At 41.2% G+C, this 25,966-nt stretch carries 24 protein-coding genes and 1 riboswitch; of the genes, 11 read left to right on the top strand and 13 right to left on the bottom strand.

Annotation, left to right across the window (positions count from 1 at the left end; genetic code table 11):
* Window positions 1–117 precede the first annotated feature (117 nt).
* Window positions 118–615: a L,D-transpeptidase family protein gene (locus NSS77_RS09035; protein ID WP_342468498.1), complete on the top strand. Its 498-nt coding sequence runs from the start codon at window positions 118–120 to the stop codon at window positions 613–615.
* 125 nt (window positions 616–740) lie between these two features.
* On the opposite strand, the gene NSS77_RS09030 is transcribed toward NSS77_RS09035, so the two are convergent.
* Both NSS77_RS09030 and NSS77_RS09025 read right to left on the bottom strand, forming a co-directional pair.
* Window positions 741–1,868, bottom strand: coding sequence for a TIGR04053 family radical SAM/SPASM domain-containing protein (locus tag NSS77_RS09030; RefSeq protein WP_342468497.1), 1,128 nt, complete (start codon window positions 1,866–1,868; stop codon window positions 741–743).
* 146 nt (window positions 1,869–2,014) lie between these two features.
* Window positions 2,015–2,683 carry a hypothetical protein gene (locus NSS77_RS09025; protein ID WP_342468496.1) on the bottom strand — a complete coding sequence of 223 codons (669 nt, stop codon included), beginning with the start codon at window positions 2,681–2,683 and terminating at the stop codon, window positions 2,015–2,017.
* A 236-nt stretch (window positions 2,684–2,919) separates the two neighbouring features.
* Here NSS77_RS09025 and NSS77_RS09020 point away from each other — a divergent pair, with 236 nt between their 5' ends.
* The 3 genes from NSS77_RS09020 to NSS77_RS09010 all read left to right on the top strand — a co-directional run bounded on the left by NSS77_RS09020 (window position 2,920) and on the right by NSS77_RS09010 (window position 6,572).
* The gene (locus tag NSS77_RS09020; RefSeq protein WP_342468495.1) at window positions 2,920–3,153 is read left to right on the top strand and encodes a glutaredoxin family protein; all 234 of its coding nucleotides are present in this window, start codon (window positions 2,920–2,922) and stop codon (window positions 3,151–3,153) included.
* Between the two features lie 117 nt (window positions 3,154–3,270).
* Entirely contained in the window at window positions 3,271–4,941 is a 1,671-nt protein-coding gene (locus NSS77_RS09015; protein ID WP_342471243.1) for a ribonuclease J, read from the top strand.
* Between the two features lie 17 nt (window positions 4,942–4,958).
* The gene (locus NSS77_RS09010; protein ID WP_342468494.1) at window positions 4,959–6,572 is read left to right on the top strand and encodes a catalase; all 1,614 of its coding nucleotides are present in this window, start codon (window positions 4,959–4,961) and stop codon (window positions 6,570–6,572) included.
* Between the two features lie 68 nt (window positions 6,573–6,640).
* On the opposite strand, the gene NSS77_RS09005 is transcribed toward NSS77_RS09010, so the two are convergent.
* From NSS77_RS09005 to yhbH, 3 genes are all read right to left on the bottom strand, one after another.
* On the bottom strand, window positions 6,641–7,327 hold the full coding sequence (locus tag NSS77_RS09005; protein WP_342468493.1) for a hypothetical protein: 687 nt from the start codon (window positions 7,325–7,327) through the stop codon (window positions 6,641–6,643).
* Between the two features lie 209 nt (window positions 7,328–7,536).
* On the bottom strand, window positions 7,537–8,964 hold the full coding sequence (locus tag NSS77_RS09000; protein WP_342468492.1) for a SpoVR family protein: 1,428 nt from the start codon (window positions 8,962–8,964) through the stop codon (window positions 7,537–7,539).
* A complete protein-coding gene (gene yhbH / locus NSS77_RS08995) occupies window positions 8,957–10,117 on the bottom strand; it encodes a sporulation protein YhbH (RefSeq protein ID WP_342468491.1) in 1,161 nt (386 codons plus the stop codon). Before yhbH ends, NSS77_RS09000 begins: the two co-directional genes overlap by 8 nt.
* Window positions 10,118–10,383: 266 nt before the next feature.
* On the opposite strand from yhbH, the gene NSS77_RS08990 reads away from it, so the two are divergent.
* Window positions 10,384–12,030, top strand: coding sequence for an IS1182 family transposase (locus NSS77_RS08990; RefSeq protein ID WP_342468490.1), 1,647 nt, complete (start codon window positions 10,384–10,386; stop codon window positions 12,028–12,030).
* Window positions 12,031–12,086: 56 nt separating this feature from the next.
* On the opposite strand, the gene NSS77_RS08985 is transcribed toward NSS77_RS08990, so the two are convergent.
* The 3 genes from NSS77_RS08985 to NSS77_RS08975 form a co-directional block, all read right to left on the bottom strand.
* A complete protein-coding gene (locus tag NSS77_RS08985; protein ID WP_342471242.1) occupies window positions 12,087–13,982 on the bottom strand; it encodes a PrkA family serine protein kinase in 1,896 nt (631 codons plus the stop codon).
* 190 nt (window positions 13,983–14,172) lie between these two features.
* Window positions 14,173–14,649, bottom strand: coding sequence for a flavin reductase family protein (locus NSS77_RS08980; protein ID WP_342468489.1), 477 nt, complete (start codon window positions 14,647–14,649; stop codon window positions 14,173–14,175).
* A 140-nt stretch (window positions 14,650–14,789) separates the two neighbouring features.
* Window positions 14,790–15,638: a DegV family protein gene (locus NSS77_RS08975; protein ID WP_342468488.1), complete on the bottom strand. Its 849-nt coding sequence runs from the start codon at window positions 15,636–15,638 to the stop codon at window positions 14,790–14,792.
* A 487-nt stretch (window positions 15,639–16,125) separates the two neighbouring features.
* Here NSS77_RS08975 and NSS77_RS08970 point away from each other — a divergent pair, with 487 nt between their 5' ends.
* A complete protein-coding gene (locus NSS77_RS08970) occupies window positions 16,126–17,049 on the top strand; it encodes a ketopantoate reductase family protein (protein WP_342468487.1) in 924 nt (307 codons plus the stop codon).
* A 107-nt stretch (window positions 17,050–17,156) separates the two neighbouring features.
* On the opposite strand, the gene NSS77_RS08965 is transcribed toward NSS77_RS08970, so the two are convergent.
* A complete protein-coding gene (locus NSS77_RS08965; protein WP_342468486.1) occupies window positions 17,157–18,221 on the bottom strand; it encodes an LLM class flavin-dependent oxidoreductase in 1,065 nt (354 codons plus the stop codon).
* Window positions 18,222–18,377: 156 nt separating this feature from the next.
* Between NSS77_RS08965 and NSS77_RS08960 the strand changes: the two genes are divergently transcribed.
* From NSS77_RS08960 to NSS77_RS08950, 3 genes are all read left to right on the top strand, one after another.
* Window positions 18,378–19,025 carry a restriction endonuclease gene (locus tag NSS77_RS08960; protein ID WP_342468485.1) on the top strand — a complete coding sequence of 216 codons (648 nt, stop codon included), beginning with the start codon at window positions 18,378–18,380 and terminating at the stop codon, window positions 19,023–19,025.
* Window positions 19,026–19,388: 363 nt separating this feature from the next.
* A riboswitch (Lysine riboswitch) is annotated at window positions 19,389–19,567 on the top strand.
* Window positions 19,568–19,676: 109 nt separating this feature from the next.
* Window positions 19,677–20,570: a 4-hydroxy-tetrahydrodipicolinate synthase gene (gene dapA, locus NSS77_RS08955; protein WP_342468484.1), complete on the top strand. Its 894-nt coding sequence runs from the start codon at window positions 19,677–19,679 to the stop codon at window positions 20,568–20,570.
* Window positions 20,571–20,707: 137 nt separating this feature from the next.
* Entirely contained in the window at window positions 20,708–22,003 is a 1,296-nt protein-coding gene (locus NSS77_RS08950; protein ID WP_342468483.1) for an arsenic transporter, read from the top strand.
* Between the two features lie 144 nt (window positions 22,004–22,147).
* Here NSS77_RS08950 and NSS77_RS08945 read toward each other — a convergent pair whose 3' ends face one another.
* The 3 genes from NSS77_RS08945 to NSS77_RS08935 all read right to left on the bottom strand — a co-directional run bounded on the left by NSS77_RS08945 (window position 22,148) and on the right by NSS77_RS08935 (window position 23,597).
* The gene (locus NSS77_RS08945; RefSeq protein ID WP_342468482.1) at window positions 22,148–22,285 is read right to left on the bottom strand and encodes a hypothetical protein; all 138 of its coding nucleotides are present in this window, start codon (window positions 22,283–22,285) and stop codon (window positions 22,148–22,150) included.
* A 501-nt stretch (window positions 22,286–22,786) separates the two neighbouring features.
* Complete coding sequence (locus NSS77_RS08940; protein ID WP_342468482.1) at window positions 22,787–22,924, bottom strand: hypothetical protein; 138 nt, start codon at window positions 22,922–22,924, stop codon at window positions 22,787–22,789.
* 472 nt (window positions 22,925–23,396) lie between these two features.
* On the bottom strand, window positions 23,397–23,597 hold the full coding sequence (locus NSS77_RS08935; protein ID WP_342468481.1) for an alpha/beta-type small acid-soluble spore protein: 201 nt from the start codon (window positions 23,595–23,597) through the stop codon (window positions 23,397–23,399).
* A 195-nt stretch (window positions 23,598–23,792) separates the two neighbouring features.
* Here NSS77_RS08935 and NSS77_RS08930 point away from each other — a divergent pair, with 195 nt between their 5' ends.
* Window positions 23,793–24,209: a DUF1284 domain-containing protein gene (locus NSS77_RS08930; RefSeq protein WP_342468480.1), complete on the top strand. Its 417-nt coding sequence runs from the start codon at window positions 23,793–23,795 to the stop codon at window positions 24,207–24,209.
* A 194-nt stretch (window positions 24,210–24,403) separates the two neighbouring features.
* Window positions 24,404–25,621, top strand: a complete 1,218-nt coding sequence (gene sstT, locus NSS77_RS08925; protein WP_342468479.1) for a serine/threonine transporter SstT — start codon at window positions 24,404–24,406, stop codon at window positions 25,619–25,621.
* A gap of 110 nt (window positions 25,622–25,731) precedes the next feature.
* On the opposite strand, the gene NSS77_RS08920 is transcribed toward sstT, so the two are convergent.
* Window positions 25,732–25,923, bottom strand: a complete 192-nt coding sequence (locus NSS77_RS08920; RefSeq protein ID WP_342468478.1) for an ABC transporter permease — start codon at window positions 25,921–25,923, stop codon at window positions 25,732–25,734.
* Window positions 25,924–25,966 lie beyond the last annotated feature (43 nt).

Here is a 25,966-nt window from a genome sequence, read left to right as displayed (position 1 = left end):
AGTTTTCGCAACACTTACATAAAACTTCATCCAGCCTTATCAAAATTTCGATTATTCGCACCGATTACAATTGCCCGGAATAATATGTATTTAGTGAATAAGGCTGGAGGTGCGCTGATGATTCATTATGTGAAACCAGGGGAAACCCTTGCACAAATTGCAAGGGATTATCGGGTGGAATACCTTATTTTATTGGAAAACAATCCTCAAATTACAAACCCGGATTTGTTATATGTCGGTCAACCGATCAATATTCCCGGATTGCCCGATCCAAGTACAATTCCATATGAAATCGATGTATCCATCAATAACCGCACTTTATCCTTATACAACAACGGAGTTTTAGTAAAAACCTACCCAATCGCTGTGGGGCGGATGCTATTCGAAACGCCTACCGGAAACTTTGTCATTGTCAACAGAGCCCCTAACCCGGGAGGTCCATTTGGCACGATGTGGCTCACTCTTTCAAAAGAAACCTATGGCATCCATGGCACGGATGATCCCAGTTCCATCGGCTATGCCGTTTCGAAAGGCTGCATCCGCATGCGGAATGAAGATGTGGAAGAATTGGCAAGCATCGTGCCCAATGGAACAGCAGTATACATCCATTATTAATGTTTTGGGGGCGTCTCATCATCCGATGTCCCCTTTGTTTTCACCCCATTCAATACATATAACCAAAAGGATGCCATAGGCGAAAAAGATATTCCCTTCACCGCCTATGGCATCTATTTGATATCCTATTCCACTTTGGCTTTCTTGCGCATTGCTTTTGGAATATATACACAATACGGCTCGCTTTCCATATAATCTCCCGTCACACTGTACGCTCTTGAACGGGAACCCCCGCATACTTTATTGAATTCGCACACTCCGCATTTTCCTTTGTACAAATCCGGATTTCTTAGATTCTTAAAAATCTCTGATTCCCGATAGATTTCTGCCAATGGAGTTTTGCGTACATTTCCTGCCTTAATTGGCAAGAGCCCGCTTGGATAGACATCACCTATATGGGAAATGAACAAAAAGCCGTTCCCGTCATTGACGCCTTGCGGAGCCCTTCCCAAGCCGTCAAATTGGCCAGTTTTCCCCTTCATTAATGCATCCTCATAATCAATATGGTCAAGGTCGCCCATTCCTTGGCGTTCCCGGAATTTTTGCTGGATGACGACGCGGCGGTAATGCTGGGCAGCCGTTGTTTTAATGTCAAAAGGCACTCTCTTCGACAAATCATAAAGCCATCGGAACACCTTCTCATGTTCTACTGGGGAAATCATATCCGATTCTTTCCCTCTGCCGGTTGGAACAAGGAAAAAAACGCTCCATAAAACACAATTCAAATCCTCCACCAATTTTGCCATTTCATCCAAATAATCAACATTGTAGCGGGAGATGACCGTATTGATCTGCAAAGGCAAATCCAACTCATGTATAAATGAAATCGCTTTCATTGTCAGATTAAATGAACCGCTTGTCCCCCGGAAATGGTCATGCACTTCCGCACAATGCCCATCCAAACTGAACGCCCATCTTGCAAGCCCAATTTCTTTCGCCTTCTGAATGGCTTCTTTTGTCACATTCGGAGTCGCCGATGGAGTCATCGATACCCTCATCCCTTTTGAGATTGCGTATTCCGCCAAATCAAATACATCTTCCCTCTCAAGGGGATCCCCTCCTGTGAAGACAAGCATCGGATTATCCATTTCATAAATCTGATCAATCAATGCTTTTCCTTCTTCAAAATCGAGTTCCAAAGGATGTCGGTGGTGCTGGGCTTCCGCACGGCAATGCAAACAATGCAGCTGACAAGCCCTCGTCAACTCCCAAATGACAATAAAGGGATTTTGATTATAATCTCGATTAAACATTCCAATCACACTCTCTAAAAGTAATATTTTATATACATCTTTAAAACAATTGTAACCGATGGAATACATAAAAGTTGTGAATAAAAAATAACAATTTCCATAAAAAAACGACCCTTACTGAACCTTTCAGGATCGTTCCCAACAAACTAATTGTGAGCCCAGCTGTTTACCGCAATCTTGTCCCTTTCCCGGTTGTCCCGTTTAATGATGACGCTGATTTTTTGATGCCATTTTTTGCACTCCCGCCATATTTCCTCATATTCATCAGAGTCTTTTTCAATGCCGCGTTTGTCCTCGAAGAATGTGAATTCAATCAGGGGTTTTGAAAGATCATCTACAATGATTTTTAAACTTAATTTCTTGATGGTATCCTCTTCTTTAAAATCCTCTTCATTATAGATTTCAACATCATCTTGAAGAATTGACCATCCATGAATGCCCCCTTTCGAGATGAGGCAGCATATACTGTCGTTTACCGCAATGGCGCATTCGTAGATTTCATCGAATGAATAGCTCTTCTTTTTGAAATTCGATTCAACATCTTCCCTTTGCAGATAGTAAAAGGTTTCTGCGGTCTCGTCCAATAATATGGCCGATAAACAATCTTCCGAAACCGCTCTTCTGTTATGGGGAATTCTTTCCAGTTTCTGAATCGTATCCTGTTCGATTTTCTCTTGGCGGATTTTCGCCTCTTTGCGCATTTCATAAATCCACCAGAGAAAAATGGCCAATGCGACAAGGAAAAATAACTTGTTTCCCGAGCCCATCCATAAAAACAAATAGACTATTTCCAACACGCAAATAATGAGAGTCATTCCATCATCACCTCTAGTAAAATCATTCGTCAAAACTCCAATCTTTCTATTATTTATTAACCATACTATTCGTGAAAAAGAGATTTATGATTATTCGGTTCAATTTTGTCGTTTTATACCCTTGTAGGTAAAAATGAATAATACGAAATAAAATACTTATAAATGGACATTTAATTCGAAATTAAATAATATACATATAGGGGTATTTATAAAATTTGAAAAAGGGGGAAAATTTTTTGAAGAGCGTAACAGTGTATACAACGAGCAGTTGTCCTTATTGCGTCATGGTGAAAAACTTTTTGCTGCAACAAAACATCCCTTTCAAAGAAATTAATGTGGAAGAGAGTCCTCAACTCATGTTTGATCTGGTTAACAAAACCGGACAAATGGGCGTTCCTCAAATCGAAATTGACGGCCAATGGATTGTCGGATTCAATCCAAGCGCCATCATGCGTGCATTATCAAATTAGCCGTTCAGCCTGCCTCCCAAAGGTATTTGGGAAGCAGGCCCTTTTTGTTTTCCACTGTATATGAAACAAAAGAAAAACCAATACTGATAAAAGGAAATTTGATGGATTGAGGGGATGATTTTGTCATCTAAAGATATGCTTTCAATTTTTGCACTCGGTGGAATCAACGAGATTGGGAAAAATATGTATGTGATTGAATACGGCGATGATTTAGTGATAGTGGACTGTGGAGGAAAGTTTGCCGATCGGTCTTTTTTGGGTGTCGATTTAATCATTCCGGATTTTACTTATCTTTTGGAAAACCAACATAAAATACGGGGAATAATCGTCACCCACGGTCACGAAGATCATATTGGAGGGATACCGTATTTTCTGAAAAAAATCAATGTGCCCGTGTATGCGACCCGATTTACATTGGGACTAATCGAATTAAAGCTGAAAGAGCATAAAATTTTCCGCGAATCCACATTGATTGAAATTCATTCAGACTCCGAATTGAATTTCGGCCAAATTCAAGTGACGTTCTTTAAAGTGAGCCACAGCATACCGGATTGCTTAGGCATCGTCTTCCATACGCCTGAGGGAAAAGTGGTTCACACAGGCGACTTCAAATTTGACCTCACTCCTGTAAACCAGCAATTTTCAGAGATCCATAAAATGGCAAAGACCGGAGACGACGGTGTGCTGCTTCTCATCTCGGAAAGCACCAATGCGGAGCGGCCCGGGTCGACACCTTCCGAAAGAGAAGTGGGAAAACAAATCGAAGAATCCTTCTTCAATGCAACAGGTAAAATTATTATTTCGACCTTTGCATCCAATGTTAATCGTATACAACAGATCGTTGAAGCAACCATCAAGACGGACCGTAAGCTAGCCTTGCTCGGCAGAAGCATGGTGAATGTCGTCAGCGTCGCCAAAAAATACGGGTATGTCGACATTCCTGATTGGCTGCTGATTGATGCAAAGGATGTAAAACAATGGCCGTCCGAAAAAGTCGTTGTTCTTTGTACAGGCAGTCAGGGTGAACCTCTCGCCGCTCTTTCAAGACTTTCTACAAACAGCAATCGGGATGTTCGAATCGACCCGGGAGATACGGTCATTTTTGCGGCGTCCCCCATCCCTGGCAACGAAAGAGATGTCACAAAAATTGTGGACAACTTATTCAAACTTGGCGCCAATGTCATTTACGGTGCTGCCAGCAAAACAGGAATGCATGTTTCCGGTCATGGCTATCAAGAAGACTTGAAACTGATGCTCACATTAATGAAGCCAAAATACTTTATACCGATTCACGGGGAATACCGCATGATGCATTTGCATGCCAAATTGGCGGAAGATGTCGGGGTAGATCCAAAAAATATTTTCATTCTGAACAACGGCGATGTGGTGGATATTCAGTATCAAGATGCACGGCAAACTAGAAAAATTCCGGCTGGAGATGCCTATGTAGATGGATTTGGTGAAGAAGGAATTGAAGATATCGTCTTAAGAGACCGAAAACAGTTGTCAGAAGAAGGAATGCTCGTCATTGTCATTACCATCGACAAGTCTGACGGCAGTCTGGTATCAGAACCGGACTCCATTTCCAGAGGCTTTGTCTATGCAAAAGAGTCGGAGGAATTAATCCGCCATATCAATCAAATGGCAAGAAAAGCGATTGAACCTTTCAAAGAGAAAGATCCGAATCTTTTTGCCATGAAAAAAGCCGTCAAAAAAGAAGTGGGACAATTTTTATATGAAAAGACGAAGAAAAAACCGATGATTTTGCCAATTATTGTGCCAATTTAATAATGGAGTTGAACATCATGACAAACAACGATGAGAAACACCTGACCAATATTGAAAAAGATGATACATTAACGAACCGTCAGGGCCACCCGGTGACGGACAATCAAAACATCCGGACAGTCGGTAACCGTGGTCCGGCATTACTGGAAAACTACGATTTCATTGAAAAGATCAGCCATTTTGACCGGGAAAAAATTCCGGAGCGCATCGTTCATGCACGGGGTGCCGGAGCCCACGGTTACTTTGAAGCTTACGGCACCGTCGGAAACGAGCCCGCTTCAAAGTATACAAGAGCGAAATTGTTCCAGGAAAAAGGAAAAAGAACGCCTGTATTCGTCCGTTTCTCAACGGTTGTGCACGGACTCCACTCCCCGGAGACCGTTCGGGACCCAAGAGGTTTTGCGGTGAAGTTTTATACGGAAGATGGAAACTGGGATCTGGTCGGTAACAATTTAAAAATCTTCTTCATCCGGGATCCGATGAAATTTCCGGATATGATTCACGCATTCCGTCCGGATCCTGTCACAAATATTCAAGACGCCAAAAGATTCTTTGACTTTTGCGCGAATTCCCCGGAATCATTTCATATGGTGACCCTTATTTATTCCCCATGGGGAATTCCTGCAAACTACCGCATGATGCAGGGATCCGGAGTAAATACCTACAAATGGGTGAACAGTGAAGGAAAAGCGGTTCTTGTCAAATATCATTGGGAACCAAAACAGGGAATCAGGAATTTGACGACGAAGGAAGCCCAGGAAATACAGGGGAAAAACTTTAACCACGCCACCCAGGATTTATATGAAGCCATCGAAAGAGGCGATTATCCGGAGTGGGAATTGTTCGTTCAAATAATGGAGGACGGTCCTCATCCAGAGCTGGACTTTGACCCGTTGGATTGCACGAAACTTTGGCCGAAAGATCAGTTCCCATGGCTTCCTGTTGGACGAATGGTGTTGAACAAAAATCCTGAAAACTATTTTCTTGAAGTGGAACAAGCCGCCTTTGGAACAGGCGTACTTGTGGATGGGCTTGATTTCTCCGATGACAAAATGCTGCAAGGAAGAACCTTCGCCTATTCCGATACGCAGCGCTATCGCCTTGGGGCCAACTACCTGCAACTCCCGATCAACGCTCCAAAAAAACGGGTGGCCACAAACCATGAAGGCGGTATAATGCGGTACCACAACGATAAAGGGCCAAATCAAAACCCGCACGTCAACTATGAGCCTTCCAGCATGGGCGGCTTGAAAGAAGCGGAACAAGTCGGAACAGAACATACTCCATGGATCGAAGGGGAACTTTTACGGGAACCGATCGACCGGAGAAATGATTTTAAACAAGCGGGAGAAACTTACCGCAATTTCGAACAATGGGAAAAAGACGAGCTGATCAATAACCTTGTCAACGACTTGTCCATTTGCCCAAAAGATATACAAGAAAAGATGATTTCTTATGCGGAAGCGGCCGATGAAGAATACGGAAGACGCTTACGGGAAGGATTGGAAGCAAAAAATAAAGAGAAAAACCGTGAAGAAATTGCGGAAGAGTTCCATCCGCTTGGCGCTCACAATGCGAAAAAGGCTGTGGAAGAAGCCGTTCAGAAAGGGCGGGAAACGCAATCTTATTAATATTGCCGAATGTCAAAAAAGCGTGTAGAGTCTGACTTTCTACACGCTTGTTTCATCTTTATCAAAGATTAAAGATAACCTTGTTTCTCCCATCTTTTTAATTGGATGTAACCATACAAGGAAATAAAAAATGCGCTCACTGTATCCACAATCAAATCCATCATCGTATCACTCAAAGCTTCTCTTCCAATGAGCACCGTAAAATCCGATGCGATAAATTTTTGCATATTGGTTGATAAAAGCCCATCTGCCAAAAACTCATAAATTTCCCACAGTGTCCCCATTGTGACCGCAAAACAAAAAGCAAAAAAAGAAACGAAAAACGGGGTTAATTGAATATGTGTATGTTTTGACTCATTCAAAAATCTCACCAAAATGAATCCCAGGGCTCCCAGCATCACTCCGCTGAATGCATGCAGTATCGTATCCCAATAAGGAACCAAATAATAAAAGTTTCTCACTTCCCCCAAATAGATGGCACAAAAGAGAAAAGTGTAAAAGATGACTTCGATTGAGTCGGGAATATCGATCGAAATTTTCCGTTCAATGAAAGTCGGAATCATCATAATCAATAATCCCGAAATGCATTGCAAAAGCATCAAAACATAATCGGTCTTGACTTTCGCATGCTCCTCCATCGCTTTCAATTCCGAAGGTGCCATGATCATCCGGGAAATGATAAAGATAACCGAAAGCAATAATGAAACAAACAAAATAGCCCAAGTGATTTTTTTCCAATTTAATTTTCTTAACATAATTGTTTTTCTCTCCTAGGTGCATAACACAAAATTCAAAATACTAGTTCCATTGTGCTATACTTTTATATTAGCAAAATTTTAGAAGAGTTACCTAACGTTAAGTGCGATGTTGATGCTATTTCTTCGTAAACATAATAAATTCATAGCAATAAAAAAATAAAAGCCCATGAATTTTTTCATGAGCTTCAACAAAACCCATCATGGATTCATAGAGTCTTTCTTGAATTCCGTTTCCCATCATAAGAATAAAGGACAGGTTTTCCTTCAACCACCGTTTCCATATGGACAGGGCGTCCCCAGAGACGATAAATATAAGGCAATACATTTTCCAAATAATACGAATCCAGTTCCATTCCTTCATAGTAATGTTTCAAATACAATTCTCCGTTTCTTAAATAATCCCCGTCTTCAACAACGATGTATGGAAATCCTCCGTTCACCCTCATCGAAACAAGTTGGTCCCGGATTTTTTCAAAGTCTTTGTTCGTAATTTGATACGTATTGCCTTTTTTCTCGAACAAATATAGATCCTCTTGTTCCACCAGTTCCTTTGTCAAATAGTTGCGGATGAAGGAAATATCCGATTCGATCTCCCGCACTTCAAAGATTTTTTCCCTGCCTGATCCCGGTTTGACCCCCATTTTTTTCATTTCTTCCGTCGGGTTGTCGTAACGCCGTTCAATATCCTCAAAAATTTTTAATCCTAAATAATAAGGGTTGATGGAGGTTCTCGATGGTTGGAGCACCCCGGCATTGAGCTTCGCATATTCAATCGTTTCAGCCGTATCCAGATCAAGCTCCCGCATGATCCGTTGATGCCAATAGGATGCCCATCCTTCATTCATGATTTTTGTTTCAAGTTGCGGCCAGAAATACAACATTTCTTCCCGCATCATGGTCATGATGTCCCGCTGCCACTCTTCCAACTCCCGGCTGTATTGTTCTATGAACAGCAGCAAATCCTTCTCCGGTTTTGGAGGAAATTTTTTCTTTTTTTGCTTCTTCGGCTGTTCCTTTTTTTCCTCCAACCGTTCATCCAGCTTCCATAAATCGTCGTAAGGTGTTGGCAGTATGATGTTTTCTTCTTCACCCTCTTCTTCCTCTTCGTACAATAACTGCGGTCTTATTAAAGAAGGATCGATATGTTCCTGAATGGACAAAACCGCATCCAAAAATTGTTCCACTTCATATTTGCCATATTGCCGTTCATAGCTTGCGATGCGTTCAGCCGTGGCCGTCATGCTTTCCACCATGTCCCTTCTCGTATTGGAAAAACGGACATTATTTTTAAAGAAATCGCAATGGGCCAATACATGGGCAACTATCAGTTTGTTTTGCGTGAGGGTGTTGGATTCCAGCAAAAAGGCGTAACATGGATCCGAATTGATGACAAGTTCGTATATTTGGCTAAGGCCCAAATCATAATGCAATTTCATTTTGTAAAATTGCTTTCCGAAGCTCCAGTGGGAAAACCTCGTCGGCATCCCGTAGGCTCCGATTGTATAAATGATATCCGCAGGGCAGATTTCATATCGCATTGGGTAAAAATCCAACCCGAATCCGATCGCGATTTCCGTAATTTCATCGATTGCTTTTTGAAGTTCTTTATCCACTTCATTCACCCCTTTAAGCATTCGCTTCCTGTTTGCGGAACATGCTTTTTAACGCTTCGTAGACATCGCTTTTCTGCCGGATCACATAATGGCGGAATTTCGGGTTATCGATTTTTTTATACGTGTTCATTAATGTGGAATAACGGTTCAGAGCGTTCACTTCCCCATATCCGAACATTTGGGAAACTTTCATCAGTTCACCGACAAGCTTCAAACATTTTTCATTGTCGCTGGACATGTTTTCACCGTCTGAAAAGTAAACTGGATATATATTGTAACGGTTTGGGCTATACTTCCGTTTAATAAGCTCGAGCGCTTTCAAATAGGCGGACGAACAAATCGTTCCTCCACTTTCCCCTTTTGTGAAAAATTCTTCTTCCGTTACGACCTTCGCTTCCGTACTGTGGGCAATAAACTCAATTTCCACTTTTTCGTATTTCGTCCGCAAAAAGCGGGTCATCCAAAAGAAAAATGACCGGGCGCAATATTTCTCAAAATTGCCCATACTTCCACTTGTATCCATCATCGCTAATACAACCGCATTGGATTCCGGTTTCACTACCTCATTCCAGGTTTTAAAACGCAAATCTTCCTCGGTGATCGGCGTAATTTGCGCCTTTCCTCTCAGCGCATTTCGCTTAATGGCTGAAAGGATGGTGCGTTTTTTGTCTATATTCCCCATTAACCCTTTTTTGCGGATATCGTTGAATTCAATTTTTTCTGTTATGATATTGGACAGTTCCTTTTGTTCCAGATTCGGCAATTCCAATTCGCTGAATAAAATGTTTTGCACTTCTTCCAGACTGACTTCCGCTTCATAATAGTCTCTGCCAGGCAGATTTCCCGCCTCTTTTCCTTTCCCTGGCCCTTGGGCTCCGCCTTGGGAATCCCGCGCGACAATATCGCCGATTTTGCTGTCTCCTTGCCCCTGCCCAACATGTTTGGATTTTCCGTAATTGTATCGAATTTTATATTCATCGAGAGAACGGATCGGAATTTTAATGACATCACGGCCGTTTGACATAATGATGCTTTCTTCACTGATTAAATCAGGCAAATTATTTTTTATGGCTTCCCTGACTTTTTCCATATGCCGTTGCTGGTCTTGATATCCCTTGCGATGTAAAGACCAATTTTCCCTTGAAACGATATAGTCCCTATTATTCTTTTTCATTTGATCATCACCCATCTTTCATGATTTTCCCGTATTCTCTTGGAAAATCACTTTTTTTATCATATGCGCGTGATTTATGGAATTACCACAACATTTTTCTATTAAAAAAAGAGGCTGGGACAAAACCCCCTCTAAAATGGAAACAGCCCATGAAATTTTGGAATGAAATTTCATGGGCTATTACTATTTTTTTAATAAAAATAAGGACATCTTCTGATAAAATTTAAGTATCTACCCCAAAAAATTTTATCAAAGGAAGTGTCCTTATGTTCAAATATTATAACATGAATCAATTAGTTTTGCCTCTAGATTTAGAAATAAAATTACAAGAAAATGATATTGCCTTCCACATTCACCATTTAGTTGAAAGTATCCCCGATGAAGCCTTTCAGCCGTTTCTTCGAAATACAGGTTGTCCTGCTTATCATCCACGCATGATGCTAAAAATTATTTTGTGTGCTTATTCCCAATCAGTCTTTTCAGGTCGGAAAATTGAAGCCCTTTTAAAGGACAGTATTCGGATGATGTGGTTGGCACAAGGATATGAACCAAGTTATCGGACGATCAATCGTTTTCGTGTGCATCCGGAAGTAAAAGAATTAATTCGTCAATGTTTTGTCCAATTCCGTTGCCAACTGGTGGAAGAAAAATTAATTGATCAAGAAGCAATTTTCATTGACGGTACAAAGATTGAAGCGAATGCCAACCGATTTACTTTTGTGTGGAAAAAATCCATTGAAAAATACAACAAAAGCTTAATTGAAAAATCCAATCAGCTCTACAACGAACTGTTAGAGAAGGAAATCATCCCTGAAATGGAGCGGGAAAGTGATGGGGAATTGTCCGTAGAAGAACTCGCTCAAATGGTGCAACAAGTCGATGAAGTCATTAAGGAATATGACCAAAAGATAGAAACATCGCCCGATGCCACAGAACGAAAAGCATTAAGAAGCGAACGAAAATATCCAAAACAAGCGTACAAACAATTAATAGACTTCATTCTACGAAAACAAAAATACCAAAAAGACTTGGACATCTTGGGGGAACGGAACAGTTATTCCAAAACAGATCAAGATGCGACGTTCATGCGAATGAAAGACGACTATATGAAAAACGGTCAATTGAAAGCTGGATACAATGTACAAATCGCAACAGAAGGTCAATACGCACTAGCTTATAGCATCTTTCCAAATCCTACTGATACACGTACATTAATTCCGTTCTTGAATAAGATAGAAAAGGATTATTTTCCGTTGCCAAAGTATATTGTCGCAGATGCTGGTTATGGTAGTGAACAAAACTATGAAGACATCCTTTCGAATCGAAAATGTGAGGCACTCATTCCATATACCATGTATGAGAAAGAACAAAAGAAGAAATATAAACAAAATCCATTTCATCCAGACAATTGGATGTACGACGAAGAAAGTGATACCTACATTTGTCCAAATCAGCAGCGAGTAACCTTCCGTTATCGTTCTGTACGTACAGATAAGACTGGTTTCAAACGAGAATTGAAAATCTATGAATGTGAAAACTGTTCAGGATGTCCATTTCGTTCATCATGCACAAAAGCAAAGGAAGGCAATCACCGAAAGGTCATGGTGAATGAAAAATGGGAACGACAAAAAGAATATGTAAGAGCGAAGCTTTCAGAAGAAAAAGCAGGTTCTATTTTCCGTCAACGTAAAATGGACGTAGAACCAGTTTTTGGATTCTTGAAGGCTAATTTGCGTTTCACTCGATTTTCCGTCCGAGGAAAATCGAAGGTGGAAAATGAAATGGGGATTGCCTTAATGGCCGTGAATTTACGGAAATACACGGCCAACAAAGATCAACTGACCAAAAATAATGGAGAGAAATGGAAAAAGGAGAATTTGAGTTGGCTCAAATTCTCCTTTTTCCTATTTTGAAGCTAGTTTTGTCCCAGCCTCATACAGTGTTTGATGGTTCAGAAACGGTATTCGGTTTATCTGTTCAACAAACTGCCGACATAACGCAACAATTCATTCGCTGAAGTGGAATTATAACCATATTCATCAATCAATCTGGCAATCACTTCGTTAATCTTTTTCAACTGTGCTTCATCCGGCGTTTTAGTGGAAGTTGTGATTTTGACTACATCTTTCAAATCCGCAAACAGTTTCTTTTGGATCGCTTCCCGCAGTCTCTCGTGGGAATTGTAATCGAATTTCTTCCCTTTCCGGGCATAAGCGGAAAGGCGGATGAGAATTTCTTCCCTGAATGCCTTTTTCGCATTTTCGGAGATGCCGATTTGTTCTTCGATGGAACGCATCAATTTTTCATCCGGCGGCAATTCTTCGCCAGTCAGCGGATCTTTGATTTTTTGTTTGTTGCAATAAGCTTCCACATTGTCCAAATAGTTGTTTAAAAGCGTTTTGGCAGATTCTTCATAGGAATATACGAAGGCTTTTTGCACTTCATTTTTCGCGATTTCATCATATTCCCGTCTTGCGATGGCAATGTAGTTCAAATATTTTTCCCGCTCTTCCGGCGAGATGGATGGATGTTGATCTAGTCCATCTTTTAATGACCTTAAAACGTCCAACGCATTGATGGATGGCACTTCTTTGCGGATAATGGCCGATGAAATGCGGTTGATGACATAGCGTGGATCGATGCCCTTCATTCCTTCATTCGGATATTCTTTTTTCAATTCCTCCACATCCGCTGAATTATATCCTTCCACCGTTTCACCGTCGTAAAGCCGCATTTTTTTCACAATGTCTATGCCTTGTTTTTTCGGCACTTCCAGTCTTGTCAATACTGAGAAGATGGCGGCGACTCTTAATGCGTGCGGGGCTATATGCACATGGGCCATATCGCTTTCCTTGATCATTTTTTCATAAATTTTCACTTCTTCGCTCACTTTTAAATTGTATGGTACAGGCATTACGATAATTCTTGAGTGAAGCGCTTCGTTCTTTTTATTGGCAATGAAGGAACGGTATTCGGTTTCGTTCGTATGGGCCACGATAAGCTCATCGGCTGAAATTAACGCGAACCGGCCCGCTTTGAAGTTTCCTTCCTGAGTCAAAGACAATAAGTGCCATAAAAATTTCTCATCAAGTTTTAACATTTCCTGGAATTCCATCAACCCGCGGTTTGCTTTATTCAATTCGCCGTCAAAACGGTAGGCTCGCGGATCGGATTCCGAACCGTATTCCGCAATCGTCGAGAAATCGATGCTGCCTGTCAAATCTGCGATGTCTTGGGATTTTGGATCGGATGGGGTGAATGTCCCAATTCCGACGCGTTTATCTTCCGAGAAGAAAATGCGCTCCACGATGACATCTTCAATACGGCCGCCATATTCCTGTTCCAAACGCAATTGATTCAATGGCGATAAACTGCCTTCAATGCGGATGCCGTATTCTTTGTAGAAATCCTCCCGGAGATGATGGGGGATTAAATGCAATGGATCTTCATGCATCGGGCATCCTTTGATGGCATAGACCGCTCCTTCATCGGTGCGGGTATATTTCTCCAATCCCCGCTTTAACAAAGTGACAATGGTTGATTTCCCACCGCTGACCGGCCCCATGAGAAGCAAAATCCGTTTCCGTACATCCAGTCTTTTTGCTGCGGGATGGAAATATTCTTCCACCAGCCGTTCAATCGTTGACTCCAATCCGAAGATTTCATTGCTGAAAAATTTATATATCTTTTGTCCATTTTTTTCCTCTATCCCTGCGCTTTTAATCATATTGTAAACGCGAGCATGTGCGGATTGTGCAACTTCTGGCCGTTTTTTTATAATTTCCAAATACTCGGCAAAGGTACCTTCCCACTTCAGCTTTTCCTCTTCTTCTCTATGTTCTCTGATTTTCTTTAAGATATCGATAGCGCCTTCCCTCCATTCAGGGCTTTTAATTTATATCATAGTATGTTTACGTTTTGTTTCTGATACCAAAGAATTTTAATTTGCGAGTCTATGAGATAGAAAAAAGCTCCCCTAAGCATGATTGCTTTAGGAAAGCTTTTCAAAACTCCCAATACCATATTATGTTGGGACATTGTTTTTATGAAAAATTTTATCCGCCATAATAGAAGCCGGTTTCTTTCATTGTAAGCGGATCGCCTTCGCGATGGACGCCGGCATTGATCACTTCTCCAACGTAAATGTAATGGTCTCCTTTTTCAACCTTGTCCACCACTTTGCATTCGAAGAAACTCAATGCATCTTTAAAAATCGGGCAGCCTGTTTCTTCCGTGTAGAATTCATAGCCAGCCAATGTATTGCCTTCCGGTTGCAATGATTTAAAGAAAGCAGTGACCATATCTTTTTGTCCGCTTTCCAAAATATTGACGCTGAATACGCCGCTTTCTGCGATCTGTTTTTGGGAGCGGGTGCCCTCTTTTACAGCAATGGCTACAAGAGGCGGCTCAAAAGAAGTTTGTGTTAAAAAGTTTCCAGCAAAGCCGTTTACCCCTTCATCATCTTTTGTACCAATAATATACAACCCGTATGTGATACCTCTAAGTGCTGTTCTTTTCGCCTTCGGATCCATTCCAATCCCTCCTAGTATTCTTTTATAATGATTCTAGTTTTATTATACAAACAACCGTGTATATTTTTCCACATTTTAGGACTTGCTTTGCACACGAAAAAAACTGTCCGGAAGTTCTTCCAGACAGTTTGCTATTCCCGTCATTTTTTACTTTTTCTTTTATACAGAATTCCTAACGTATTGGGTCCGCAGTGGGAGGAAATGGTGCAGCCTGCAGTCGTTTCGATGATTTGTTCGAAATTAGCATAGGTTTCAACGGCCTCCCTCACTTTTTGAACCGTTTCCGGCGAGCAATAGGAATGGGTGATAAACACTCTTGAATAATCGATATCATTGTTATTTTCAAGACGATCTTTTACATAATTCACGATGCAACGGTCAAAATTTCCCCGATATTTTTTGCCGACAATCATTTTTCCATCGACCACTTCGATGGACGGTTTAATTCTTAACAAAGTGGCGCCGAACGCTTCAATTCCAGAACAACGTCCGCCTTTTCTCAAGTATTCCATTGTATCAATAACGAAGCTGGCATCCACTTTAGGAGCCACCTCTTCCAAATGTTTGACAATCACTTCCGGTTGAACCCCTTCTTGTGCCATCAGTGCGGCTTCGTAAACAATGTGGCCGCTTCCAGTTGAAAGATTTTGCGAATCCACCACATACACATTATCAAACTGTTGGGCAGCCATTTTTGCATTTTGGCAGCAAGAGGAAAAACCTGAACCTAAACTGATATGTATCACCGCATCATAATTTTGGGAAAATTCCTTGAAAAAATTTTCATATTCAAACGTATTGACCGCCGCCGTTTTGCATGATTTTCCTTCCTGTCCGACATAACGGAATATATCTTTCGGTTCAATATCAATTCCATCACGGAAATCTTCGTCATCAATCAATACATGCAAAGGCATTAATGAAATATCAAATTGTTCTATAATTTGGGGAGATAAATCACATGTACTATCAGCTGTAATTTTAATCATACAGTTCACCTCAAATATTTTTCTTATCCCACAAAATTTCTTCAATTATAACACATTCCATATCTATAACACATTCCATATCCGTAAAAGCATCATGAAGTACTTTTCCTTAAAACATTTGAATAATCGTTTGTCCATAACTGTTCAAAAAGTTTTGAATAATCTTTGAAAATCCATTATCTTGCTTTTAAACTTCACTCATTCGGGGTACAATTTAGACAAAAGGATGGATGGATTACAATTTGTAAAAGCATTTACATTGTTGCCCCATGCTTTAAATCCTTACTTTCAAAACCCCTTTCTTATCTACTCCCTTTGGTGCGGGAATCCTCCCGCACCTCTTTTTTGTTCCAAACCACTTTTTACAATTTGCAAGGAACATTGAATGGATAAATTCCCCACAGCAAATCGGTTCTTTCATCCGGCAGTATTTGGTAAACTAAACAAAGGGTTGTAAAAAATGAAGAGAATGAAGGAAGGTTCAATCATGAGAATACAAAGGGTATCCATCATCGGTCTCGGTGCGCTGGGCATCATGTATGGCCACCATTTATCAAAAAAATTGCCCAAAGAAAATGTACGGATCATCGCCGATGAACAACGCATACAAAAATATAAAAATGAAGGCGTATTCTGCAATGGGGAAAAATGTGAATTTCGCTATGTAACGCCTGATGAACAGGTGGAACCGGCAGATTTGCTTATTTTTACGGTGAAATTTCACGGTTTGGAGGAAGCCATTCGCTTTGCCAAACACCACGTTGGAGAAAATACAATCATCATTTCCGCGTTGAACGGCATCATTAGCGAAGAAATGATCGGGCAAGCTTACGGTTTTGACAAAGTCCTTTACTGCGTTGCGCAAGGCATGGATGCAGTAAAAGTCGGCAACAAACTGACTTATGACCATAAAGGGATTCTCGTTTTTGGCGATAAAGAACCAGGCATCATCAGCGAAAAAACAAAAGGCCTAAGAGAATTTTTCGATTCCGTCCAACTCCCCCATCAAGTAGATACGAACATGACCCATCGCCTCTGGGGAAAATTTATGTTGAACGTTGGGGTCAATCAAACGGTCGCCGTCTACAAGGGCAATTACGGGACAGTGCAAAATGAAGGGGAAGCAAGAAATACGATGATTGCTGCGATGAAAGAAGTCATTGCCATTTCCGAGAAAGCGGGTGTCCCGTTATCCGAACAGGATTTGCAATATTGGCTCGATGTATTAAGCACTTTAAGCCCTGATGGAAAACCATCCATGGCGCAAGATGTAGATGCAAAGCGGCCAAGTGAAGTGGAATTATTCTCCGGCACCGTACTTAAACTTGGAGAAAAATACGGAATCGATACGCCTGTGAATAAAATGCTGTACGAAAAAATAAAAGAAATGGAAGCCGAATACGTTCATTAACCTCCGGATATGGTCATCATTTGACGGTTGTTTTCCTGGGGAATACTTTTGTCGGTCAAAAAACGGATTGGAAAAAGAACCATTTTCCAATCCGCTTTTTTTATTGCTTAAAATTCGATTTGCCCATTCCCTTCCGCTTCCCATTTTGCCACTTCTTCCCGGACAATCGGCGCCACTTCTTTTCCTAACAACTCAATACATCTCATCACATCTTCATGTGCCATAGAGCCAACAGGGCAGTGCAGCATAAAGCGGGTTACTCCCACATTTTTGCGCAAGAAAATTATTTTTTCGGCGACGGTTTTAACATCCCCGCAATACAGTGCCCCTTCCATACTTCTGGCGTAATCGAAAGTCGCTTGGGTATATGGTCCCCATCCCCGTTCCCTGCCTAAAACATTCATTGCATATTGGGTTGGAGGGAAAAATTTTTCCACCGCTTCTTCCGTCGTATCTGCCACAAACCCGTGAGAATGGGTGGCCACTTTAAGTTTTGAAAGATCATGTCCCGCTTCTTTAGCCGCGCGGTAATACAGCTTCACCAAAGGGGCAAATTGCAATGGACTGCCGCCGATGATTGCCAAACATAATGGCAATCCCAATGCCCCTGCCCGTGCTACCGATTGTGGAGTCCCGCCGCTTGCAATCCAAATGGGAACCTCTTTTTCCGGTCTCGGATACACTCCTCTGCCATCAATGCTTGGACGATGTTTCCCGTTCCAATGAATCAATTCATTTTTTTGAATTTGCAGCAATAATTGCAATTTTTCCTCAAACAATTCATCATAATCCTTTAAGTCATACCCAAACAGCGGGAAAGATTCAATGAAAGAACCTCTGCCGGCCATAATTTCCGCCCGTCCATTGGAAATCGCATCCACCGTGGCAAATTGTTGATACACCCGGACAGGATCATCGGATGATAATACCGTTACCGCACTTGTCAGCCTGATGCGTTTTGTTTTCGTTGCCGCAGCTGCAAGCAAAACGGCAGGAGCTGAACAGGCGTAATCCTTCCGATGATGTTCCCCAACACCGTAAACATCCAATCCCACTGCATCCGCCAGTTCGATTTCTTCCACCACTTCCCGGAGGCGTTCAGCATGACTGATCACTTTTCCGGTTCTTACATCGGGAGTCGTTTCAACAAATGTCGTTAATCCTATTTCCATTCTTCATCCTCCAAAAATTCCAACTCTATTTATCTCGAAATTGAAATGTTTTTCTTATCATACACAAATATCCCGGTGGTAATCAATTATTCTGTTTTAGGAATAGATTTCGGGCAACACGTAAAAAATAGAATTAAAAACAAGGAATGAACAACGATGAAACAAAGAAATTTTGGCAGCAAAGCGATTGAGTTTTTAATGATTCTCATGTTCAGTTTCGGAATTGTCATTGCCCTTTACAGTTCCTTTTCAATCAATCCGGATATATTTGATCTTAAATTGTATTTGATGCTTTTCATCACGGTGATCATTTTTTATAAACCTTTCAGAGTATCCAGTTTCCGCTTTCTTTTCTATTTGATTTGCCGCATGATTCACATGGTGAAAAATGATGACTGGGAAGCGGATTTGACACAAGACCATTTACAAAAAATTGAATACCTTTATTTATTAAAATCCCATTTTGAAAAGCGGGGATATGTCGCAATCGTCACAAAAGAGCTGGATGGTTATGATGTTGACCTTATTTTATGGAAAGGCACAAAAAAATATATTGTCCAAATTCTCGAGTCACAAAAGGCTGGCGATATTCGAAGGGTCCAAAAAATAGCCGCCAAAAGAAAAAGGCATGGGGCGAATGGCGCATTGATCGTTTCCAATCAATCCTTTACTGCATCTGCAAAGAAATATTCCCCGTTGCACCACATACAGTTAATCAATCAGGACGAACTGTTGAAGATGAATGACGAAAAGAAGAAGTACTTTTTCCAATCGGCTTTATCCTATATTTTGCACCATAAATAAAAACCATTCGCCGGTTTTTTCATTGAAAACCGGCGAATCCATTTTTCCAATATTCCCCTTTAGGGCACTCTTTTCAAGTCATCCGCATTACCGCTTGGGAAACCCTGGTTCCCCAAGGCCGTTTGATTCATTGCAGTCCACACCAAATCCAATTGATCTTCATTATTCATGAAAGTAAGAATAACAATTAAATTTCTTAATTTTTCACCCTTCCACTTGAATATTTCAAATTTTTCTGCATTTTATATAATATTAAAAACATTTATACGTTCTTGATACTTAATAAATATTGCATTTCCAATAAAAAGAATATAAAATGTATTTAATTATACATCGACTTATTTCAATTCAATATTGTTTTGAAGTAAGGATAGAGGCGCAAAGACCAAGAGTACACAGTTTGAGGATAATGAGGTCCAATGATGATTGTGGAAAGGGGGATTTGCCGAAGTCTCTGGAAACTCATTTTTCCAGAGGCTGGTTCTGCATTGAATAAGTGCAGGACTGTCATATAGGAAACTATATGGAGGGCTATCTTACGCAAAAAATTCAATTTTTTTGCAACAACGAAGCTCTTCGTTGTTGCTTTTTGCGTTTAATTGACAATTGCCCTTCTCCATTACAAAAAAATGAAAAGGATGTGGAGAAGAAATGAATTTTGGAAGAGTATTAACTGCAATGGTAACGCCATTTGACCAAAATGGTGATGTAGATTTTGACGCTACGCAAAAGTTGGTCGATTATTTGATTGCCAATGGAACAGACGGCTTGATTGTATGCGGTACAACCGGAGAATCACCTACTTTAACAGAAGGTGAAAAAGTCGAACTATTCAAATTTGTCGTAAAAACCGTAAATGGAAGAGTTCCTGTAATTGCAGGTACCGGCTCGTATAATACGAGAGCTTCCATTGAACTTACGGAAAAAGCGGAGGAAGCCGGTGCGGATGGTGTCATGTTAGTTACACCATACTACAATAAGCCGAACCAGGAAGGCATGTACGAACACTTCAAAAGCATCGCTCAAAGTACTAAACTGCCAGTGATTTTATATAATATTCCGGGTCGCAGCGTAGTCAATCTATCCGTTGACACTGTAGTTCGCCTTGCGGAAATCCCGAATATCGTTGCCATCAAAGAAGCAAGTGGAAGTTTGGATGCAATGGCGCAAATCATCGAAAATACGCCGGATGACTTCTCCCTTTATAGCGGAGACGACAGCTTGACATTGCCTTCTTTGGCTGTTGGAGGCACTGGGGTCATTTCCGTGGCTTCCCATATCATCGGCAACGAAATGCAAACAATGATTCAACATTTCTTAAATGGCGATATTCATGAAGCGGCGAAAGAGCATCGCAGACTATTGCCAATCATGAAAGGGATGTTCATAGCACCAAATCCTGTACCTGTAAAAGCTGCATTAAACTTAAAAGGCATATCCGTCGGTGGTGTGCGCCTGCCATTAGTGCCATTGAACGAAGAACAACAAAAAACGATTGAACAATTATTAAAAAATCTGGATCTTAAATTGGAATTGATTTCTTAATCCCCTGCCTTTTGCCGGCAGGTTTTTTTTATGCAAACGACACAAAGAATTAATGGGAAAATGGAAATCAATATTATAAAATAGCAATTGTGACATTTAGACATTCAAACAATTCAGTTGGGTTGGAGGATCCGGTTTTGCTTAACTTACTATTCGCTGTCCTAATATTCATCTTTACGCTCTTCCTCGTAATACGCCAACCAAAAAATATAAGTATCGGATGGTTTGCATGCGGAGGGGCAGTCCTGGCGCTGCTCGTCGGAGTGGTGGATATTAAAGACGTTTTTTCGGTTGTGGATATCACTTGGAATGCCACCTTGTTATTTATCGCCATCATCATTATTTCATTGATTTTGGATCAAATCGGTTTATTTGAATGGTCCGCGTTGCACATGGCCCGTATCGCGAAAGGGAACGGCGTAAGAATGTTTATTTTCGTCACAGTCCTTGGAGCTTTTGTTTCAGCCTTTTTCTCCAATGATGGTGCCGCATTGATCTTGACACCCATAGTGCTAGCCATGGTGCGGAATCTGCAATTAAGCGAAAAAATGATTTTTCCTTTCATTATGGCAAGCGGTTTTATCGCTGACACCACCTCTCTTCCCTTTCTAATCAGCAATCTGGTGAATGTCATTGCCGCCGATTTTTTTGGTGTGAGTTTCAAGGAATATGCTCTGCGAATGATAGTGCCAAATTTATTTTCTTTGATGGCAACCATCCTTGTGTTGTATCTGTATTTCCGAAAATCCATTCCACCAAAATATGATGCAGCAATGCTCAAAAATCCCCGGGAAGCCGTCCGGGATAAAAAATTGTTCAAATTGGCATGGCCCGTGATGGTTGTATTATTAATCGGTTATTTTACAGCTGAACTGATACATATCCCTGTTTGCGTCATCGGCTGGATCATGGCGATTTTCCTTCTGGCTTTGGCTTGGAAAAGTCCGGCTGTGAATATTAAGGCGGTGATCAAAGGGGCACCCTGGAATATCGTATTTTTCTCCATCGGTATGTATCTCGTTGTATATGGTCTTGGGAATGCCGGCTTTACAAAAGCAATCGCTTACGTGATTGAATGGACTTCGCAGGGAGGATTATTCACTGCAACCATTGGAATGGGCTATCTTGCAGCTTTTCTTTCTTCCGTGATGAATAATTTGCCGACCATCATGATTGACTCATTGGCCATCGCAGAAACAAATACATCCGGTACCATTCAGGATGCTTTGATTTTCGCCAATGTCATCGGTTCCGATTTAGGACCAAAAATTACACCGATCGGATCGCTTGCAACACTTGTATGGCTGCATGTTCTTAAAACGAAAGGAATCAAAATTTCCTGGGGAACTTATTTTAAAATGGGAATTGTGTTAACCCTCCCAATATTATTTTTCACGTTGGCCGGTTTGTATTTGACGTTTTTAATTTTTTAATGTTTTTTCGTATCGCACGTCTAATATTGGGCATTATGGTTAAAATAATATCGGATTTAATTGAATCGAGTAGGAGGGAGCGATTAACTCCCGTCCTCTCACACCACCGCACGTACGGTTCCGTATACGGCGGTTCAATTAAGATCATTGACGCAAGTTTTTATAACTTCCGTGAATAGCTGTTCTCTTTATGCCAGTGGTCACTCCACCCTCCAAGAGGTCTCCCACGGGATTCACCGCTTCCTTCCTCAAGTGAGGTACTACGTTTTCTGTGTTCATCATGACTCACTGAATGCCAAGGGCTATTCTCTCTTCATTGTTCGGTCCTTCTTAGTAGTTCTAAACCAACTAATACGATGACCTCTGCTGACTTCTGACGGTTCAGCTACTGATCACTAAGTAGGTTATGAAGCGTACTTCACCTATCCGCCAGACCTCCCCGGGTAAGTACATGCACTTTCACACCATCTATCCGCCTCATCTACTCGATATGACCTTCGACAGAAAGAGCTTTGTTTTGTTTTGCAAACTCACTCAATCATACCTAGCCTTATATGAAGTTCGTGTTCCTCAGACCGGAAGTTTGCCGCTCGCTTCCTTCAGATTCCGCGTCACCACGGACACCCTTGCGTTAAGCTAACTGTTACTTCTGCCTTCACAGTTCGGGACTTACACCCTATAGATTACACCCATGCCAGGCGCAATCGAGTAGGAGGGAGCGATTAACTCCCGTCCTCTCACACCACCGTACGTACGGTTCCGTATACGGCGGTTCAATTAAGATCATTGACGCAAGTTTTTATAACTTCCGTGAATAGCTGTTCTCTTTATGCCAGTGGTCACTCCACCCTCCAAGAGGTCTCCCACGGGATTCACCGCTTCCTTCCTCAAGTGAGGTACTACGTTTTCTGTGTTCATCATGACTCACTGAATGCCAAGGGCTATTCTCTCTTCATTGTTCGGTCCTTCTTAGTAGTTCTAAACCAACTAATACTATGACCTCTGCTGACTTCTGACGGTTCAGCTACCTATCGCTAAGTAGGTTATGAAGCGTACTTCACATATCCGCCAGACCTCCCCGGGTAAGTACATGCACTTTCACACCATCTATCCGCCTCATTTACTCGATATGACCTTCGACAGAAAGAGCTTTGTTTTGTTAGGCAAACTCACTCAATCATACCTAGCCTTATATGAGGTTCGTGTTCCTCGGACCGGTGTTTTGCCTCCAGCTTCCTTCAGATTCCGCGTCACCACGGACACCCTTGCTCTTGGCTAACCTCTACTTCTGTCTTCGGGGTTCGGGACTTACACCCTATAGTTCATGTACATGCCGGGCGCACCTAAAGAAAAAGAGCGAAAGTAAATTTCGCTCTTTTTAATAGTCAAACGTTTATTCTGACTTTCCTTGCAATTGTTGCTGAGCCATTTGCACAAGACGTTTCGTAATTTCCCCACCAACTGAACCGTTAGCCCGGGAAGATGTATCTGGTGAGAGGTTTACGCCAAACTCTTGTGCGATTTCATATTTCATTTGATTCAAAGCTGCTTCTGCACCTGGAAACACTAATTTGTTGGAACTGCGGTCCGCCATGTCGTTCACCTCCTTGTGCCATTAGAATGTACATGTGGAAGTCATTAATACTTTAGAAATGTAGGGAACATTGAGATTGTTTGGAAAAACCATTCACTTTCGCTGAAACATCATTTTATTTCTTCATATACAATTTTTTCCTCCTAAATGGTATCATGTAATTAACGTCATAACGTTACCTTTAGGAGGAAAACGATGTATAAGCTGCGTGGTCATCATCTTTTTTGCCTTGTCGGTTTTAGAGGAATGGGATATTCAGAAGAATTTGCAAAAAATATGAAGAAGATTCACCATGAATTGAGAACCGACCCAAAAACGGAAATTCAGATTATCGACGGCATTGATCAGATTTGCGAAAAATATCCCGAATGCAAAGAATATCATTGCCTGGATAAAAGCATTTTCGATCGGGATCATCAAGTTTTGGAAAAATTAGGTTTGAGAGTTGGACAAGTACTAACATGGGAAGAAGTGGAGTCCCGCATCCGAAAATATGTCACTCCGGAGGATATCGATATCCTTTGTTATACTTGCACTTGGCGTTCCCACGGCCTTTGCAAGGGAGGCATCCAGCGGATATTGAATGGGGCAGGTTTGTGGGAAATAAAATAAGCGAATCAATAATGTTGAAATCTCCTTTAGAGGAGATTTTTTTATTTAATCAAAATAAATAAACTTTTCTTATTATTCGGAAATAACAAATTTCTTAAGATTTCAAAAATCCGTGCTACACTATATCTGTCTTAATTGTCTTTTTGGAGTAAACAATTGTATTTCCAACGAGAATTTATTCTTTGGAGGGTTTTATGAAAAATATTTGGAGTACATGGAGCAGCATTAGCCTAGTCAAACGGATCATCATCGGACTAGTTTTAGGCATTCTTTTGGCGGTCACAGTCCCAAACGCTTTCAGTTGGCTATCGATTTTAGGAAGTTTGTTTGTCAGCGCCTTAAAAGCGGTGGCCCCAGTGCTTGTGTTGGTACTGGTCATCCAAGCGATCGCCAATCATAACAGCAACAAGAAGACCAATATGAAAACCATTTTAGTTCTTTATGCAATCGGTACAACTGCTGCCGGTGCCATCGGGGTCATTGCCAGCTTTCTTTTTCCAACGAATTTGACATTAAAAACAAGTGCTGAAGATGTGACTCCGCCGGAAGGAATCGCTGAGGTTTTTCAGACATTGCTGTTTAATATTGTTTCAAATCCGGTTAGCGCATTGATGAATGCCAATTACATCGGAATTTTGGCTTGGGCGGTAGTTCTCGGGATAGCGCTAAAAAAAGCGGCGGATTCTACGAAAACCATGATCGACAATCTTTCAGAAGCCATTTCAACTATCGTCAAATGGGTCATCAATATTGCACCTATCGGTATTATGGGGCTTGTGTTTGATTCAATTGCATCCAACGGTCTGTCTGCTTTGGTTGAATATGGAAGATTGCTCATTGTTCTTCTTGGCTGTATGTTCTTTGTCGCTTTAGTGGTGAACCCGCTCATCACTTTCATTTGTACGCGGCAAAATCCATATCCGCTTGTTTGGATGACGCTCAAAGAAAGTGCAATCTTTGCCTTCTTTACCCGAAGTTCCGCGGCAAACATTCCTGTCAACTTGGCGTTATGCGAAAAATTAGGGTTGGATAAAGATACATATTCTGTATCGATTCCATTGGGCGCTACCATCAATATGGCCGGTGCCGCGATCACCATTTCCGTTTTAACGCTTGCGGCGAGCCATACGCTCGGAATTGAAGTGGATGTAATGACGGCCATCATTTTAGTAGTCATTTCGGCCATCTCCGCTGCCGGTGCATCAGGTGTTGCCGGAGGATCCTTGCTGTTGATTCCGGTTGCATGCAGTTTATTCGGCATTTCCAATGATATCGCCATGCAAGTGGTGGCTGTCGGATTCATCATCGGTGTATTGCAGGATTCTTGCGAGACGGCATTGAACTCATCTTCTGATGTTTTATTTACAGCGACTGCGGAATTGGCAAAAAAACGTAAAGCAAAAAAAAATTAAATTATGTATAAAATATTAAAGGCACTGCTCTCATTTCCTTGTTTTCCAGAGCAGTGCCTATAATCAAATTCGTCTATATCACCATACAATTCAACTTGTTTTTCCAATTGTTATGTTGCCTCCTTCAAAAATCTCTTGTTATTTTCCAATATTTTTATGACTTGCTGAAGAATTTTTTCTTCCACCACTGGGGTCGAATTAATTTCCTTCCTTATGATTTTGTCTAATTCCAAAATGGTACTGACTTCGAGACGATGCTTTTCAGCTAACTGAAAGGCCCGCTCTAACTGACCGGTTATCATCGGCATTCCTCCCATTAAATAAATTTTTTCTTATAACTATATT

The sequence above is a fragment of the Ureibacillus sp. FSL K6-3587 genome (assembly GCF_038593165.1).
GTDB classification, from domain to species: Bacteria; Bacillota; Bacilli; order Bacillales_A; family Planococcaceae; genus Ureibacillus; species Ureibacillus suwonensis.
Note: the sequence above shows the minus strand (reverse complement) of the source record. Positions and strands in the feature narration are given on the sequence as shown.

Bases quoted from the DNA above. Each gene is read 5' to 3' on its own strand.
- NSS77_RS08930 (WP_342468480.1), top strand. From the start codon at position 23,793: ATGTATAAGCTGCGTGGTCATCATCTTTTTTGCCTTGTCGGTTTTAGA.
- NSS77_RS08970 (WP_342468487.1), top strand. From the start codon at position 16,126: ATGAGAATACAAAGGGTATCCATCATCGGTCTCGGTGCGCTGGGCATC.
- NSS77_RS08935 (WP_342468481.1), bottom strand. From the start codon at position 23,597: ATGGCGGACCGCAGTTCCAACAAATTAGTGTTTCCAGGTGCAGAAGCA.
- NSS77_RS08920 (WP_342468478.1), bottom strand. From the start codon at position 25,923: ATGATAACCGGTCAGTTAGAGCGGGCCTTTCAGTTAGCTGAAAAGCAT.
- yhbH (WP_342468491.1), bottom strand. From the start codon at position 10,117: ATGAAAAAGAATAATAGGGACTATATCGTTTCAAGGGAAAATTGGTCT.
- NSS77_RS08980 (WP_342468489.1), bottom strand. From the start codon at position 14,649: ATGGATCCGAAGGCGAAAAGAACAGCACTTAGAGGTATCACATACGGG.
- NSS77_RS08960 (WP_342468485.1), top strand. From the start codon at position 18,378: ATGAAACAAAGAAATTTTGGCAGCAAAGCGATTGAGTTTTTAATGATT.
- NSS77_RS09000 (WP_342468492.1), bottom strand. From the start codon at position 8,964: ATGCTTAAAGGGGTGAATGAAGTGGATAAAGAACTTCAAAAAGCAATC.
- NSS77_RS09010 (WP_342468494.1), top strand. From the start codon at position 4,959: ATGACAAACAACGATGAGAAACACCTGACCAATATTGAAAAAGATGAT.
- NSS77_RS08940 (WP_342468482.1), bottom strand. From the start codon at position 22,924: ATGATGAACACAGAAAACGTAGTACCTCACTTGAGGAAGGAAGCGGTG.
- NSS77_RS09005 (WP_342468493.1), bottom strand. From the start codon at position 7,327: ATGTTAAGAAAATTAAATTGGAAAAAAATCACTTGGGCTATTTTGTTT.
- NSS77_RS08990 (WP_342468490.1), top strand. From the start codon at position 10,384: ATGTTCAAATATTATAACATGAATCAATTAGTTTTGCCTCTAGATTTA.
- NSS77_RS09035 (WP_342468498.1), top strand. From the start codon at position 118: ATGATTCATTATGTGAAACCAGGGGAAACCCTTGCACAAATTGCAAGG.
- NSS77_RS09025 (WP_342468496.1), bottom strand. From the start codon at position 2,683: ATGACTCTCATTATTTGCGTGTTGGAAATAGTCTATTTGTTTTTATGG.
- dapA (WP_342468484.1), top strand. From the start codon at position 19,677: ATGAATTTTGGAAGAGTATTAACTGCAATGGTAACGCCATTTGACCAA.
- NSS77_RS08975 (WP_342468488.1), bottom strand. From the start codon at position 15,638: ATGATTAAAATTACAGCTGATAGTACATGTGATTTATCTCCCCAAATT.
- sstT (WP_342468479.1), top strand. From the start codon at position 24,404: ATGAAAAATATTTGGAGTACATGGAGCAGCATTAGCCTAGTCAAACGG.
- NSS77_RS08965 (WP_342468486.1), bottom strand. From the start codon at position 18,221: ATGGAAATAGGATTAACGACATTTGTTGAAACGACTCCCGATGTAAGA.
- NSS77_RS08945 (WP_342468482.1), bottom strand. From the start codon at position 22,285: ATGATGAACACAGAAAACGTAGTACCTCACTTGAGGAAGGAAGCGGTG.
- NSS77_RS09030 (WP_342468497.1), bottom strand. From the start codon at position 1,868: ATGTTTAATCGAGATTATAATCAAAATCCCTTTATTGTCATTTGGGAG.